Here is a 15497-nt window from a genome sequence, read left to right as displayed (position 1 = left end):
TTATAATATCTCTTATATATATACAGAGGATTTATATGAAAGTATTATTATTAGAAGATGATTTTGCATTAAGTGATTTATTAAGTGATCATTTAGAAGATAAGGGATTTGAAGTTACATTATGTACAAATGGTGAAGAAGCTTTAGAGTATTTAATAGATGAAAAGTTTGATTTTGCTTTACTTGATATTAATACACCTATTATGACTGGTATTGAAGTTTTAAAAACAATTAGAGAAGATTATAAGAATAGTACTCCTGTAATAATACTTACAGCTTATCAAGATACTAAACATTTAAAAGATTCTTTTGAAAATGGTGTTGATGATTATATAAAAAAACCTTTTGATTTAGAAGAATTAGATCAAAGAATTATGAAATTATGTAGACACTTTTCAATTGAACAAAATAGTAATATTGAAATTTCTAATAAAATATTTTTTGAACCTGATTCTTGTATGATTTTATCTAATGGGGATAGTATTAGTATTGCTCAAAAAGAAAGAGATATATTAAAATATTTTTGTACTCATAAAAATAGAGTTATTTCAAGTGATGAATTACTTCAAAATATATGGGCTTATGAAGATATGCCAACAGATGCAACAATTAGAGTTTATATAAAAAACTTAAGAGAAATAATTGGAAAAGATAAAATAAAAACTATTAGAGGAATAGGGTATAGATTTGAATAAAAATGAGAAAAAAGCCCTTATAAGTTTTCTTACTATTTATATAGGTTCTGCAATATTTTTAATTAGTATTATGCTTTATTTATATTATAACAATGAAGTTCGAATGCTAAAAGAAAGCTGTAGTATGGAGATTACTAGTGCTTCTATGGAAATAAAAAGTGAAATTTTAGATAGTTATATGAAAAATAAAAGGTTTATTCCAAAAGAGTTTGCTAGTGAACATGTACGATATGCACTTTATGATAAAAATAAAAAACTACTTTATTCAAGTTTACAAGGAGAAAGATATGTTGACTTATCAAAAAGTAAATATGTAAAAGATATTTATGATTTTTATATTATTAAGCTTAATGAACCATCTGTACCTACTGAATACATAGTTTTAGAATCTTGCCGAGAATATCAAAATACAAATAAATTAAAAATATATATATTAATAGTTTTAATTCTAAGTGCTGTATTTATTGGTTTAATAGCTTATTTTTTAGCAAAAATATTATTAAAACCTGTTCGAGAGAAAGTTGAACATTTAGATAGGTTTATAAAAGATTCTGCTCATGAATTAAATACTCCTATATCAGTTTTACTTACGTCTGTTTCAATGTTAAAAAAAGGTAAGAAACCTGAAAAAATGATGAAATATATATTAAGTAGTTCTAAGCAAATTTCTCAAATATATAATGATATTCATTTCTCTGCTTTTAATGCTTCTAATGAGGACGTGATTGAAGAATTTGATTTAAAAGACTTGGTTCAAGAAAGTGTAGATTATTTTAATGATATTTCTATTACTAAAAATATTGAAATCAAAGCTTTTCTAGATGATTGTACTTTATTAATGGATAAAACAAAAACACAAAAAATTGTAAATAATCTTATTTCAAATTCTGTAAAATATAGTCACAATAATTCTATAGTAGAAGTAAGTTTAAAAAATAATATCTTAAGTGTAAAAGATTATGGTATAGGTATTAGTAAAAAAGAGAAAAAAGAGATTTTTAAAAGATATAAAAGAGGTAGTAATAATATAGAAGGTGGTTTTGGAATAGGTCTTGATATAGTAAAACGAATATCAAGTGAATATAATTTAAAACTATATTTAGATTCTACACTTGATGAAGGAAGTACTTTTTATATTGATTTTTCCTCTGTTATTATTGGTGCAAAGTGTGATATAAACGATAAAGAAAATTAAAAGCTTTTTCTTATAAAAACAATAAACTATAAAAAAGAGATAAAATGAATAATATTATAAAAAATTTTAGAACAAGTAATTTAAAAAATACAAATTTTGTTCACCCTTTAAAACTTACTTATAATCAAAATGGCAAAGACAAAGTGTGGGAAGCTGTTAAAAGTCATGATAGTGTAGCTGTATTATTGTATCATGAGGAAAAAAATGCTTTTTTGATTGTAAAACAATTTAGACCACCTGTATACTTAAATGATAATTCAAAATTGTGTACTTATGAACTTTGTGCTGGAATTATAGATAAACAAAAATCTCTTAAAGAGATAGTAAAAGAAGAGATAGATGAAGAATGTGGTTACAATGTAGATATAAAAAATATACAAAAAATTACATCTTTTTATACAAATGTGGGTGTAAGTGGTTCTAAACAGCATTTATATTTTTCAAAGATAAATAATTCTATGTTTATGCATAAAGGAGGCGGTATAAATGATGAGCAAATTGAGCTTATGTATCTTTCTTTGGATAAAATTGATGAATTTATTTTTGATGAAACTAAAGCTAAAACACCTGGGCTTATGTTCTCTTTTTATTGGTTTATAAAAAATAAAAATATTTTAGGAGTAAAATGAAAAAGATAGTTTTATATATTTTATTTATCTTTCCTTTTAGTTTATTTTCAAAAGAGTTAACACTTCAAGATAATAATACTTTTATTACAAAATATGAATATGGAAAAATGTTATATAATAATCCTCGTGGAATAGGGTGTAATACTTGTCATGGAGATGATGCAAAAGGTAAAAAAATAGTTACATTTTCTCATATTTATAGAAAGAAAAAATATGAATGTGATTTAGTAGCCCCAAGTATTAAAAAAGCTGATTACAATGCTTTTTCTAAGAAAATTAATTCAAAAAGAAATCCCTCTAAAAAATTTGCTAAAGAACAAGTTTGTGAAAAATTGATTTATTATGCAAATGTTATGCCAACTTATTTTTTAGTTGAAGAAGAAATTGCAGCTATTTATTATTATGTAAAAAATCTTAAGTAAGCTCTATCTAGATAGAGCTATACCAAAACCAATTCTATTTATTTTTTTATCATAATCTATTAAACTATCTCCATAACCTGTGAACATTTGAACAAATCCATAAGAATTTGATGAAGAAATAAAACTAGGTAATGGGAAAGTCCAATCAAGTTGAACAGCTCCTTTATTTTCAGAATTAAATTTCATATTATTTCTTACCATTAATTCAAAAACATGATCTTTATAAGGGTAAAGTAGCTGTAAATCTCCATATCCATAATAATCTTCAATATCAGGATTATCATCATCTGTTTTTTCTGGAATTCTATACCATACTCTTGGTACTACAAATAGTTTAGATAGTTGTAAATAACTTTCTAAATAAATCCTATTCCATGATCTTGACTCAGGTTTATCTCTTCCATTTGATTGATGATTAAGTGCAAGTTTAAAACCTTTTAGTGTTTCACTATTTTTATATGGGAATTGAACAAAAATTTCAGGTTCATAGTTTGTTTCTCTAAAAGGAGCAGAATCAGCTGTTGTTTGCCAAAAAGATTTTTGAGTATATGCAAAAGATATTGATTCATCTAATCCAAAAAAATTATATGTTATTGGTTTTTCAATACTAAATTGAAATTTAGTTTCTATTCTTTCTCTATCACTTTTTCTATCATCATCAAATGTAACAGGAAGTAAGTAATTCATTTTATAAGGATATAATCCAAAATTTTTTGTAAGAATTTGTTTTATTGCTTTATTTGCTTCTTTATCTTCTGTTTTATTTATTACATCTTCATAAAAGTCAGTTTTTAATTTTGTAAAAGTTTGTACTTTGTACTCTTGATTTTTTGATAAATCTACTAAGTAAACATCACTTTTATTTGAAAGTTCAAAGGCTTTTTTATACATAAACATTGCATTTTCATAGTCTTTGTTTTTTTCATACATCTGCGCTTTTTTATAAAGCTGTGTAGTTTCATTTCCAAACATAAAACTAAGAAAAAAAATAAGTAGCACTTTAATTTTTAACATTTTATCTCTTTTTTTGTTTTTTAGAATTTTACTATAATAGTTATTATGATTTAATTTTAAAGAAAAATAAAATTGAAAATATAGATTTTCGCAGGATAAAAGAGAGATAATGATATAATCCCTAAAAATTTAATAAAAGGTTATTATATGCTTGTTGCACCTTCGATTTTATCTGCTGATTTTGGAAAATTAGATGAAGAAATAAAAGCAATCTGTGATGGTGGATGTGATTTAATTCATGTTGATGTAATGGATGGACATTTTGTTCCAAATATGACAATTGGTCCTGTTGTAGTAAACCCTGTAGCTAAAGCTGCAACTAAACCTCTTGATGTTCATTTAATGGTTGAAAATAATACTTTTTTTGTAGAGCTTTTTGCTTCTTTAAAACCTGAATATATATCTTTTCATATAGAGAGTGAAAAACATCCTCATAGATTAATTCAAAAAATTAGATCTTATGGAATAAAACCTGCTATAGTTTTAAATCCACATTCTACTCCTGAATCAATAGAATATTTACTTGAAGATTTAGATATGGTTTTATTAATGTCTGTAAATCCAGGTTTTGGTGGACAAAAATTTATTAATTCTGTAATTGAAAAAACGAAAAAATTAAAAGAGCTTATTAACAAAAGAAATCCTGACTGTTTAATTCAAGTTGATGGTGGAGTAAATGATAAGAATATTCATGAATTAAAAGATGCAGGAGTTGATGTAGTTGTTGCTGGATCTTATGTATTTGGAAACGAAGACTATTCAAAAGCGATTAAAAGCTTACAGGTTTAAAAATGAGAGTTAAAATTTGTGGAATTACAAATCTTGAAGATGCTTTAAATGCAATAGATGCAGGAGCTAATGCTCTTGGTTTTGTGTTTTATGATAAATCACCTAGATATATAGAACCATTTGAGGCAAAAAAAATTGTGGATAAACTTCCTCCTTTTATTCAAACAGTAGGTCTTTTTGTAAATGAATCTAGTAGTTATATAAATCAGGTTTGTAGTAATGCAAAAATGCAATTAGCACAAATAATCGATGATGAAAATTATACAGAAAAAGAAATTTTAGAAGTTAAATATATTGAAGTAATAAGAGCAAAATCTAAAAAAGATTTAGAAGAATTAAATAAAAATAAATATTATTTAGTTGATGCTTTTGTGGAGTCTTTTGGGGGAGCAGGAAAAAGAGTGGCTTTAGATTGGTTTGATAATTTAGATTGTTCTAAATTGATTTTAGCTGGTGGATTAAAAGAAGATAATCTTTTAGAATTAAAACCTTACAATTTTTTTGCTATTGATGTAAGTTCTGGGGTAGAAGCATCAAAAGGGAAAAAAGATAAAGAAAAAATGATAAATTTTATAAAAGTGTCCAATGAAATCTAGAAAAAGACTAATCCCTAAACCATCATTTAAACTAGAAAATATTATTCAAAAATTAGAAAGAGAAAAAATAGAATATAATGAGTTTTTAGAGTTATTAAAAAAAGCAACAGATACTTTTTTTGAAACACCTGATTTAGAGTTTGAACTTCTTTTATCAAATGGTTTACCTTTAGAATTAGATGTTGATAATAATATTTATTTAAAAACTCTTCATTCTAAAATTAATGAACAAACTTTTTGTATTGTTGATATTGAAACAAATGGTTCATCTGTAAAAAAAGGTGCACAAGTTATTGAAATAGGTGCTGTAAAATATAAAAATGGTGAAATAATAGATAAATATGAATCTTTGGTTTATGCAAAAAAAATACCTGAATATATACAAGAAGTAACACAAATAAATCCAAAAATGTTAGAAAACTCACCTGTAGTTCAAAAAGTATTAAAAGAGTTTAAACTTTTTTTAGGTGATGACTTATTTGTTGCTCATAATATTAAATTTGATTATGGATTTATTTCTGATTCTTTTGAAAAATATGATTTAGGAAGATTACAAAATAGAAAACTTTGTACGATAGATTTAGCTAGAAGATGTATAGAGTCTGAGAAATATGGATTAAGAGCATTAAAAGAGACTTTAAAAATTGATGTAGATAATCATCATAGAGCATATTATGATGCTTTAGCTACAACATATATTTTAGAAGAGTGTATTAAGAATTTAAAAGATAAAGATATTTCAAGTGAAGAGTTGATAAATTTTTCTAAAAGTTCAAAAGTAAAACAAAAAGATAAAATAAAAAAAGAAAAGGAATAATGTATGTTTTCTCAAGAAATTTATTTAAAAGCACTTAATTATGCCGCAAAAGCACATGGTGAACAAAAAACTCCAAAAGGCTATCCTTATGTAACACATGTTACAAGTGTAGCTATGGAAGTGATACACGCTTGTGAAAAATCAGGACTTGATGAAGAAAAATCAAATTTAGCAATAATTTGTGCATTACTTCATGATACAATTGAAGATACTGATATTACTTACGATGAACTATATACTGATTTTTCACCTGAAGTTGCTGATGGAGTTGAAGCTTTAACTAAAGATAAAACTTTAGAAACGAAAAAACTACAAATGCAAAATAGTTTAGAAAAGTTATTAAATCAACCTTATGAAGTTCAAATGGTAAAATTAGCAGATAGAATAACTAATTTATCAAAGCCTCCAAAACACTGGAATAATGAAAAGAAAAAAAAGTATTTAGACGAAGCAAATTTAATTTTATCATGCTTGAAAAATTCAAATATTCATTTATCTCTTAGACTTGAAGAAAAAATAAAAGATTATGAAAAATATATGGATTAATTTAAAATTATAAGTATAAAAAAAGGGAAGTGATAAATCACTTCCCTTTTTTATTTAAAATAAAAATTTTATTATGAAGCTTGAGCTGCTTCAGCTTCTTGTGCGTACTTATAACCTAAATCATAAGCTTTATTATTAATATCATGTACTTTTGCAGGTACTTTAGAAAGCATAGTTTCTCTTAACTTTTCTTTTGGAATAGTTTCACCTGTAAAGTAGTTTGCCATTGCTAATGCTAGTACTGATTGAGTAATAACATTACCAACTTCTTCTTTAGCAATAGTAATAATTGGAATTTCAATAATATTCCAAATTTTTCTATCCTCATCACTAGGTCTTACTAAGTTTGGTTCAATTACAATAGTTCCACCTGGTTTAACACCACTTTTGAATTGATTATATGATACGTTTGCAACTGATAACATAAAATCAATTTCACCTTCATTTGCATAAGGGTATAAAATTTCTTCATCTTGTAAAGTGATATCAACAACTGTTGGTCCACCTCTTACTTGAGAAGTATATGTAGCAGTTTTTAAACCATAACCACCATCATTAATTTTAGCAGCTGCGAAAATCGCACCTGCAAGAAGAACACCTTGTCCACCAACTCCTGTAAATCTCATTAACGTTCTATTAGCTGCCATGATATTTCTCCTTATAATTGTACTGCTGTTTTAGTTCTGTGAGCTTCTTTTACTTTTTCATAAGCTTCACAGTACTCTTGTGCTTCAGTATCATGTTTTAAGATACCTGTAGGGAATAATCCTGTTTGTTCTTCAGGCTCTAATTTATCAAACTTAGCTTTTCCAATAGAAATAGATTTAATCCACTCTAAGTTAGCCATAGCTGTAGCCATTTTATTTTTTCTTCCTAAGTTAACATGACAGTTAGAGAATACTTCAATAAATGAGAATCCTGTATGTTGGAAACCTTTAACTAAAACTCTTTCAAGTTTTTTAGGATCTAACATAGTTTCTCTTGCTACAAATGACGCACCAGCTGCTTCAACTAATTTACACGCATCAAATGTTGGATCAATATTACCTCTACTCATTGTAACTGTCCACATACCTTGAGGTGTAGTAGGACTTGTTTGAGAGTTTGTTAATCCATAAATAAAGTTATTGATAATAATGTAATTAAGATCAATATTTCTTCTTGATGCATGAATTGTATGGTTACCACCAATCGCAAGACCATCACCATCACCACCAACTACAATAACCTTCTTTTCAGGGTTAGCTAATTTAATACCTGTTGCATAAGCTAATGTTCTACCGTGTGTAGTGTGAACTGTATTACAGTTAATGTAAGAAGAGAATCTTCCTGAACAACCAATACCTGAAACAACACAAACATCATCCATGTTCCAACCAGTTTTTTCAATGGCTCTAATTACAGATTTTAAAATAACTCCATCACCACATCCCCAACACCATAGTGTTGGCATTTTGTCTGTTCTTAAATATTCATCATAATTAAATGCCATGATTACATTCCTTTCACTTTTTCAATAATTTCTAGTGGAGATAATGGTCTACCATTTACTTTAAATAATGTATCAAAATCAGATCTTCCTGAAACTCTTTGTACTTCATCAGCAAATTGACCCATATTTAATTCAGTAACAAGTACTTTATCAAATTTACCCATTAGTTCTTTAATTCTTTCAGCAGGACTTGGCCAGATTGTAAGTGGTCTGAACATACCTACTTTTACACCTTCAGCTCTTAATCTATTGATAGCTTCAGTTACACCTAGTGATACTGAACCATAAGCAATAATCATAATATCTGCATCTTCTAACATATACTCTTCATTTAATTCTAATTCATCAGTATGTGCATCAACTTTTGTAAATAATCTTTTCATTAAAGCATCACAAGTATCTGCATCTTCTGTTGGATGTCCTGTTGGTCCATGGTGTAATCCAGTAAAGTGGAATCTATATCCTTCGAACATTGGGTTTAATACAGCTGGTTCATCTGGTCCAACTCCATAAGGTTTATATTCTTTTGGATCACCTTCGAATTTTTTTCTTGAAATTTTTGAAGCTTGTACTTCTTCTAAGTCAGGAATCGTAGCTCTACCACTCATGTGACCTATTGTTTCGTCTAATAAAACAAATACAGGTTGCATAAATCTATCTGCTAAATTAAATGCTCTTACAACTTCTGTATAACACTCATTTAAGTTACCTGGACATAATGTAATAGATTTTACATCTCCATGTGTAGGATTTTTAGCTTGTAGTAAATCTCCTTGAGCAACTCTTGTAGGTAAACCAGTAGATGGACCACCTCTCATAACATTTACAACAACTAAAGGAACTTCAGAAATATATCCAACTCCTAAGTTTTCTGCTTTTAATGAAATACCAGGACCAGATGAAGCAGTCATAGATCTTTTTCCTGACATTGCTGCACCTAATGCAGTACAAATACCAGAAATCTCATCTTCCATTTGAATACAGGCTTTTCCTCTTGCTGGAAGTGCAGAAGATAATACGTGCATTATTTCACTTGAAGGAGTAATAGGGTACCCACCAAAAAACTCAAGATCTGAGTCAAGTGCAGCTTTAGCTGCTAATTCATTACCTGTTGAAATTAGTTCTCTTGCCATTAATTATCCTTACGCCTCATCTTCATCTAAAATTCTATAGTTGTTTTTAATAACTCTTTCTTTTCTATCTTTTGCCTCATCTGTTAATTTAGCAAATTTAAACTCTTTTCTATCTGCTACATAAATAGCAAAATCTGGACATGCAAGTTCACAGTCAGTACAGCCAATACATGAATCAGGATGAACAACTTTAATCATAGAACCTAAAGTTGAAGTAACCTCTTGTCTCATAGCAAGAACACCAGCTGGACAAACAGAAACACACTTATCACATGCTTTACATCTATCTTCATTCACCCAAACAGGAGTGTTTGCAGGAGCTTCCATATTAGACATAATTTCCCCTTATTATTTTTTGTTTATCAATAGTTGATTAATTTTCAATTATTATTGTTGAATGATAACCTATATAACATCTAATAATTAATTAAAACTGGTATTTTAAATTCTTAATTTCTCTATTGTTACATTTTGCTACACGAATTTTTCAAGTGTATAAATAGTGTCTTCAAAACTATATTTAACCTTAATTAAAATAGCTAATTTAACGTTAAAAGATAGGGTTAAAATAGATTTAAAATTTATATATGAAACTTTTGCTATAATAACTAAAATAATAAAGGACAAATTTGGTTTTATATCAACCTAAAGATGGCTATTGCTATAATAGTGATACACATTTTTTATATAATTTTTTATGTAATAATTTAGCAAAATTTAAAAATGTAAAAGGTGAACTACTTGATATAGGTAGTGGTAGTGGAATATTGGGATTACTTGTTTCAAGGGAGTATAGTAGACTTTCTTTACATCAGTGTGAAATACAAAATGTGTTTCAATTTTTCTCACAAAAAAATGCACAAAATAATAATTTAGATGCTCACATGTATAAAGGTTCTTTTTTAGAAATAGATTTTGATAAGAAGTTTGATATTTGTGTTTCAAACCCTCCTTTTTATCATTCAAATGTAATAAAAAGTGAGAATAAAAATATAAAAATTGCTAGATATAATGATTCAATGCCATTAGATTCTTTTATTTCAAAAGTTTCTTCAATATTAAAAGATTCAGGACAGTTCTTTTTTTGTTACGATGTGAAACAGATTAACGAGATACTAATTACATTAAATAAATACAAATTAAATGTTGAAAGTTTACAATTTGTTCATCCAAAAAAACAAAAAGATGCAACATTAATTTTAGTGTATGCACGAAAAAATTCAAAATCATTGACTAAAATTATGTCACCTTTATTTGTCTTTGATGAGAATGAATTTACAAAAGAAGTAAAAGGTATTTATGAAAAATCTTCAACACATAGTATAAAGGCTGATTATGAGTAATATTTTAAAAAAAGAAAATTTTGATTATTCTTTTAATCCTAATGGATGTGATACATGTGCTGGTAAATGCTGTATTGGTGAAAGTGGTTATATTTGGATTAATAAAACAGAAATAGAAAAATTAGCTAAACATTTAAATATAAGTATTGAAGATGTAGGACAAAAGTTTTTACTTAAAATAGGATATAAATACAGCATAAAAGAGATACAATTAGAAAAAGATAATTATGCATGTGTGTTTTTTGATTTAAATAAAAAACAATGTAGTATTTATGAAGCTAGACCTACTCAATGTAGGACATTCCCTTTTTGGGATTATTTTAAAGAAAATAAAGAAGAGGTTTTTAAAGAGTGCCCGGCAGTAAAAAATATCTAACTTCTTTTGTTTTAGCATTTGCCTTATTAGGATGTTCTGCTCAAACAAAGAATTTAGATATTAAAATAAAAGATAATCCAAACTATATTACTGTTAAACATAAAAAGTTTATATTGGAAGACCAATACATTATATATGCATTAGAAAATGAACAACAAAAAAAATTTGATGTAGCAAGAAATACTTATTATAATCTTTTTTCTAAAACTAATAAATATGAATATTTAGTTAAGTTTTTATCTTTAAACTTTATAATGAATGATTTTAATACAATAAAGAAATATGCTAAAGAAAACATAATAGAGGGGATAAAAGAAGAAGAACAAATTCTTAGGTTATATATTTTAAGTTTATTTAAATTAAAAGAGTACGATTCTTCAATTTATTATGCAGAAAATTTAGTAAATAAGTTTTATAAAGATGTAAATCTTGAATTATTAGCGACAATTTACTTACAAAAAAAAGAGTATAAAAAAGCTTCAAATAGTTTTCATAAAGCATATTTATTAAATAAAAACTCTAGGACTCTTTTATCTTTAAGTAATATAGATTTTTTTTATTTAAAAAAAGAAAAAGAAACAATAAATTTACTTGAAGAGTATTTAAAAAACAATGATTCAAATTATGGAATTGCTATTCAACTTTTATCTTTTTATGAAGTACAAAAAAGTAATGATAAAGCAATATCTTTACTTAAAAAAATGTATTTTAAAAATAAAAACAAAGAAGTTTTAAAAAGAATTAAAATTTTACTTTTAAAATATTTAACAAAAAAAGATTCTAATGAAGCCCTTGAGTTTTTTGAAAAAAATGAAAAAGAACCACAAGTTTTACTTGCTTTATATAGGCTTACTAATAAACCTCATAAAGCACTAGAAGTATTAAATAAATTGTATTCAAATACTAATAATTATGATTATTTAGCTCAAATTGCCATTTTAGAATTTGAGTTAGCAAAAGATAAATTGTCAGTATTAGAATCAGTAATAAAAAAGTTTTCAAAAGCATTAGAAAAAGTAAATAATCCTGTTTATCAGAACTATTTAGCTTATTTATTAATTGATTATGACAAAGATATTAAAAAAGGAATATTATTAGTTAATAAAGCTTTAGAAAAAGAACCTGATAATATAGCTTATATTGATACTTTAGCATGGGGTGAGTATAAGTTAAATAATTGTAATAATGCTTATAAACAAATGAAAAAAGTTGTTGATAAAGCAGGTTTAGAAGAAAAAGAAATAAAATTTCACTGGGAAAAAATTAAGGAGTGTATTAAGTGATTTTAGATGAAATAAATGAAAGAACAAGAGTTGATTTAGAGAAAAGAAAGAAAGATTTACCATTAGATTTATTAGGTAGAAGTCTTTCTTCTAATCCTTTTACGCCAAGAGATGTTAAACCTTATTTAACTGCAACTAAAGAAGAACCAATTAGAATAATTGCTGAGGTTAAAAAAGCAAGTCCTTCAAAAGGTATTATTAAAGAAGATTTTGATCCTCTTTGTATTGCTCAAGCTTATAGTAATAGTGGAGCTAATGCAATTTCAGTTTTAACTGAACCACATTATTTTCAAGGTAATTTAGAATATTTAACTCAAATTAGAAGATATGTTCCAACACCACTTTTAAGAAAAGATTTTATTTTAGACAAATATCAAATTGTTGAAGCTTTGGTATATGGGGCTGATTTTATTTTGTTAATTGCTAAATCTTTAGGAACTAAAGAGTTAAAAGAACTTTATGATTATGCTTTACATTTAGGTTTAGAAGTATTAGTAGAGATTCATGATAAAGAAGATTTAACAAAAGCTATGAAATGTGGAGCTAATATAATAGGTATTAACCATAGAAATTTAGAAACTTTTGAAATGGATATGGAACTTTGTGATAAATTAATTCCTATGATACCAAATGGCAAAATTATTGTTGCAGAATCAGGAGTTTCAAATACAGAGACAATTAATAGATTAAGTGAAATAGGAGCTGATGCTTTTTTAATTGGCGAACATTTTATGAGAGTACCTTCTATTGAAGAAGAACTTGAAAAATTTAAAAAAGTAAAAAACTAAATCTTATCGTAAATAAAAAAAGAAAGACTTTTATGCCTTTCCTTTTTTATACAATTAAAAAATTTTAACTAAATTATTTTTAATTTATTTAAATAAATAATCACATCTAACTTTCAATCCTTTTTTTTAAACTGATTTCTTTACTACTAAAATAGCTTCATCATATAAATAAATAACAAAAATAATATTTATTTAAGCAAATAAAATAATTTATATTAATATTAAAAAGAATAAATACTCTAAACAATTAAAAAATAAAATAATTTATTCTAAAGTATTTTTAAAGAATTTATTAGTTAGAATTCGACATTAAAAAATAATAGAAGGCCTTATAAGTTTGAATAATTTGATTTTAAATGAGTTTTCATCTTCTGAAATATGTGGAAAAGATTACAAATATGAAGATATTTATTTACTTATTGAACAAGAAATAGATAAAGAGTTTAGTGTAACTCAAGATTCTACAGATTGGAAATATGTTTATAATGAAACATTATCATTACTTGAAAATGAAACAAAAGATTTAAAATTAGCTTCATGGTGGATTTTTTCGGCTTGGAAAGAACATTGCTGGGAAGCTTTAGAACTCAATTTACCTGTGTATTTACAATTTATTCAGAAGTTTGGAATTGCATTGTTTCCTAAGTCTCTTAAAGGTAAAGCTAATATCCTTTTTTGGTTAGAAGAGCAACTAACAAAAGAACTATTAAGTGAAGAAAATAAAAAAAAATCAATTAATTATGTTCTACTTTTTGATTTGTTTAATAAGTTAAAAATAGAGTTAAATAAATTATTAGATAGTGACAAAATAAAATTTAAAAAAATAATAGAATTTTTAAAACCTTTTCATGAAGAAGAACTTTTACGAATCGAAAAAGAAAATATAGAAAAACAAAATATTGTTGAAAGTGAAGTTGAAAAAAAACAAGAAATTAATCAATCTAGTTCTAATAAAGAAGAGTTATTTAATGCAAATATTTCAAAAGAAACAGATTTTAAAAAATTATTAATTGATATAAAAAAGAGTTTATCTTTACTTGGAAAGCATTATAGAGAAATTGATATTAAAGATATTAGAGCATTAAGAATTGCTAGATTTTTATCTTGGTTTGAGATTGATGAATTACCTTATGCAGAAGGAAAAAAAACTTTTTTATATCCTCCTTCTGAACTAGAAATTGATGAGTTAAATGAATTAATAAAAGAAGAAAATTATAAGTTTGCAATATCTTTATTGGAAGAAATTATTGAAGTTTGTCCTTTCTGGTTAGATGGTCATTTTATTGCTTATGATATTTATACAAAGATAAATTCTACAAAAAATGCAAATGAAGTTAAAAATTCTTTAGTTAGTTTTGTAAAAATAAATGAAGGTATTTTAGATTTTTATTTTAATGACAATACTCCTTTTTGTTCTAATAAGACAAAAAAATGGATAATGGATGAATTATGTAGTTCTAATATTGAACAAAAAAAAGAAGATAGTTCTAGTGATGAAAAAGAAAAAGAGTTAGAAAAAATCTTTGAATTAGCCAATAATGATAAATTAAAAGAGGCTATGGACAAAATGCTACAAAACTATAATAAAGCAACTATAACAGAAGATAGGTTTAATTGGAGATTAGCCCATGCTCAACTTGCTGTAGACTTTGAAAAAAAAGATATAGGCTTAGCATTACTTGAAGAACTACAAGAAGATATCGAAAAATTTAATCTTGATGAATGGAATCCCAATCTTTCATCAAAAGTTTATACATTGATTTTAAATTCTTACTCAAGTGTTGATATTCCTTATGAAAAATTAGAGTTGATATATAAGAAACTTTGTAAAACTGATATTAATAGTGCTTTTGAAATAAATTTAAATTAGGAGAAAAAATGAATAAACAATCAGAGTCACCAAAAGAAAGAATTAATGTTACCTATAAGCCAGCAATAGGGGATGCTACAGAAGATGTAGAAATTCCATATAAAATGACTTTATTAGGTGAATATAATCCAAATGAAGAAAAAGTGCCAGTAGAGGAAAAAAAAGCTATTAAAATTGATAAGTCTAATTTTAATGATGTTTTAAAAGCTCAAAACTTGTCTGTAACTTTTAATGTAGATAATAAATTGGTTGAAGATGAAAATGCATCTTTAAATGTAGACTTAAAAATTAATAGTGTTAAAGATTTTTCACCTGAAAAAATCGTTGAAAATGTTCCAGAAATGAAAGTTTTAATGCAGTTAAGACAATCGTTAATGGCTTTAAAAGGTCCATTAGGAAATGTACCTGCCTTTAGAAAAGCAATAGAAAGTGCAATTTCTAGTAAAGAAGAAAGAGATAAGTTAATGTCTGAGCTTAACTTAAACTCAAAAGAATAATCAGAAAAGGAA

General features: G+C 25.8%; 19 protein-coding genes. 14 read left to right on the top strand and 5 right to left on the bottom strand.

What is annotated here, in order from left to right; translation table 11 throughout:
* Positions 1–35 precede the first annotated feature (35 nt).
* The 4 genes from ACH5BK_RS13625 to ACH5BK_RS13610 are packed head-to-tail and all read left to right on the top strand — an operon-like array spanning position 36 to position 2941.
* Positions 36–695 (top strand): response regulator transcription factor, encoded by a 660-nt coding sequence (locus tag ACH5BK_RS13625; protein WP_404308332.1) that lies wholly within the window; start codon positions 36–38, stop codon positions 693–695.
* Entirely contained in the window at positions 688–1890 is a 1203-nt protein-coding gene (locus ACH5BK_RS13620) for a sensor histidine kinase (protein WP_404308330.1), read from the top strand. The genes ACH5BK_RS13625 and ACH5BK_RS13620 overlap by 8 nt, the downstream gene beginning before the upstream one ends.
* 44 nt (positions 1891–1934) lie before the next feature.
* Positions 1935–2519: an NUDIX hydrolase gene (locus ACH5BK_RS13615; RefSeq protein WP_404308328.1), complete on the top strand. Its 585-nt coding sequence runs from the start codon at positions 1935–1937 to the stop codon at positions 2517–2519.
* Positions 2516–2941, top strand: coding sequence for a c-type cytochrome (locus ACH5BK_RS13610; protein ID WP_404308326.1), 426 nt, complete (start codon positions 2516–2518; stop codon positions 2939–2941). Before ACH5BK_RS13615 ends, ACH5BK_RS13610 begins: the two co-directional genes overlap by 4 nt.
* Before the next feature lie 3 nt (positions 2942–2944).
* Here the strand turns inward: ACH5BK_RS13610 and ACH5BK_RS13605 are convergent, their stop codons facing one another.
* A complete protein-coding gene (locus ACH5BK_RS13605) occupies positions 2945–3955 on the bottom strand; it encodes a phospholipase A (protein ID WP_404308324.1) in 1011 nt (336 codons plus the stop codon).
* A 147-nt stretch (positions 3956–4102) separates the two neighbouring features.
* On the opposite strand from ACH5BK_RS13605, the gene rpe reads away from it, so the two are divergent.
* From rpe to ACH5BK_RS13585, 4 genes are read left to right on the top strand one after another with little or no spacing between them, the layout of a single operon-like run.
* Positions 4103–4744, top strand: coding sequence for a ribulose-phosphate 3-epimerase (rpe, locus tag ACH5BK_RS13600; protein ID WP_404308322.1), 642 nt, complete (start codon positions 4103–4105; stop codon positions 4742–4744).
* Positions 4745–4746: 2 nt separating this feature from the next.
* On the top strand, positions 4747–5340 hold the full coding sequence (locus ACH5BK_RS13595; protein ID WP_404308320.1) for a phosphoribosylanthranilate isomerase: 594 nt from the start codon (positions 4747–4749) through the stop codon (positions 5338–5340).
* A complete protein-coding gene (locus ACH5BK_RS13590; RefSeq protein ID WP_404308318.1) occupies positions 5330–6157 on the top strand; it encodes a 3'-5' exonuclease in 828 nt (275 codons plus the stop codon). The genes ACH5BK_RS13595 and ACH5BK_RS13590 overlap by 11 nt, the downstream gene beginning before the upstream one ends.
* A gap of 3 nt (positions 6158–6160) precedes the next feature.
* Positions 6161–6703, top strand: coding sequence for an HD domain-containing protein (locus ACH5BK_RS13585; protein ID WP_404308316.1), 543 nt, complete (start codon positions 6161–6163; stop codon positions 6701–6703).
* Between the two features lie 71 nt (positions 6704–6774).
* Here the strand turns inward: ACH5BK_RS13585 and ACH5BK_RS13580 are convergent, their stop codons facing one another.
* The 4 genes from ACH5BK_RS13580 to ACH5BK_RS13565 are packed head-to-tail and all read right to left on the bottom strand — an operon-like array spanning position 6775 to position 9664.
* Complete coding sequence (locus tag ACH5BK_RS13580) at positions 6775–7350, bottom strand: 2-oxoacid:acceptor oxidoreductase family protein (RefSeq protein ID WP_404308314.1); 576 nt, start codon at positions 7348–7350, stop codon at positions 6775–6777.
* 11 nt (positions 7351–7361) lie between these two features.
* The gene (locus ACH5BK_RS13575; protein ID WP_404308312.1) at positions 7362–8195 is read right to left on the bottom strand and encodes a 2-oxoglutarate ferredoxin oxidoreductase subunit beta; all 834 of its coding nucleotides are present in this window, start codon (positions 8193–8195) and stop codon (positions 7362–7364) included.
* 2 nt (positions 8196–8197) lie between these two features.
* Positions 8198–9328 (bottom strand): 2-oxoglutarate synthase subunit alpha, encoded by a 1131-nt coding sequence (locus ACH5BK_RS13570; RefSeq protein ID WP_404308310.1) that lies wholly within the window; start codon positions 9326–9328, stop codon positions 8198–8200.
* 9 nt (positions 9329–9337) lie between these two features.
* On the bottom strand, positions 9338–9664 hold the full coding sequence (locus tag ACH5BK_RS13565; protein WP_404308308.1) for a 4Fe-4S dicluster domain-containing protein: 327 nt from the start codon (positions 9662–9664) through the stop codon (positions 9338–9340).
* A 293-nt stretch (positions 9665–9957) separates the two neighbouring features.
* Here ACH5BK_RS13565 and ACH5BK_RS13560 point away from each other — a divergent pair, with 293 nt between their 5' ends.
* The 6 genes from ACH5BK_RS13560 to tssB all read left to right on the top strand — a co-directional run bounded on the left by ACH5BK_RS13560 (position 9958) and on the right by tssB (position 15485).
* Positions 9958–10671 carry a tRNA1(Val) (adenine(37)-N6)-methyltransferase gene (locus ACH5BK_RS13560; protein WP_404308306.1) on the top strand — a complete coding sequence of 238 codons (714 nt, stop codon included), beginning with the start codon at positions 9958–9960 and terminating at the stop codon, positions 10669–10671.
* Positions 10664–11047, top strand: a complete 384-nt coding sequence (locus ACH5BK_RS13555) for a YkgJ family cysteine cluster protein (RefSeq protein ID WP_404308304.1) — start codon at positions 10664–10666, stop codon at positions 11045–11047. The genes ACH5BK_RS13560 and ACH5BK_RS13555 overlap by 8 nt, the downstream gene beginning before the upstream one ends.
* On the top strand, positions 11023–12330 hold the full coding sequence (locus ACH5BK_RS13550) for a hypothetical protein (RefSeq protein ID WP_404308302.1): 1308 nt from the start codon (positions 11023–11025) through the stop codon (positions 12328–12330). Before ACH5BK_RS13555 ends, ACH5BK_RS13550 begins: the two co-directional genes overlap by 25 nt.
* On the top strand, positions 12327–13118 hold the full coding sequence (gene trpC, locus ACH5BK_RS13545) for an indole-3-glycerol phosphate synthase TrpC (protein WP_404308300.1): 792 nt from the start codon (positions 12327–12329) through the stop codon (positions 13116–13118). Before ACH5BK_RS13550 ends, trpC begins: the two co-directional genes overlap by 4 nt.
* A 337-nt stretch (positions 13119–13455) precedes the next feature.
* A complete protein-coding gene (gene tssA / locus ACH5BK_RS13540; protein WP_404308298.1) occupies positions 13456–14988 on the top strand; it encodes a type VI secretion system protein TssA in 1533 nt (510 codons plus the stop codon).
* Positions 14989–14996: 8 nt separating this feature from the next.
* Positions 14997–15485 carry a type VI secretion system contractile sheath small subunit gene (gene tssB, locus ACH5BK_RS13535; RefSeq protein ID WP_404308296.1) on the top strand — a complete coding sequence of 163 codons (489 nt, stop codon included), beginning with the start codon at positions 14997–14999 and terminating at the stop codon, positions 15483–15485.
* The last annotated feature ends 12 nt before the right edge of the window (positions 15486–15497 follow it).

The organism is Arcobacter sp. YIC-80 (genome assembly GCF_044841725.1).
In the GTDB taxonomy this organism is placed as follows: domain Bacteria; phylum Campylobacterota; class Campylobacteria; order Campylobacterales; family Arcobacteraceae; genus Arcobacter_B.
The sequence above is the reverse complement of the archived record's forward strand: the minus strand, read 5'-3'. Positions and strand labels throughout refer to the sequence as shown.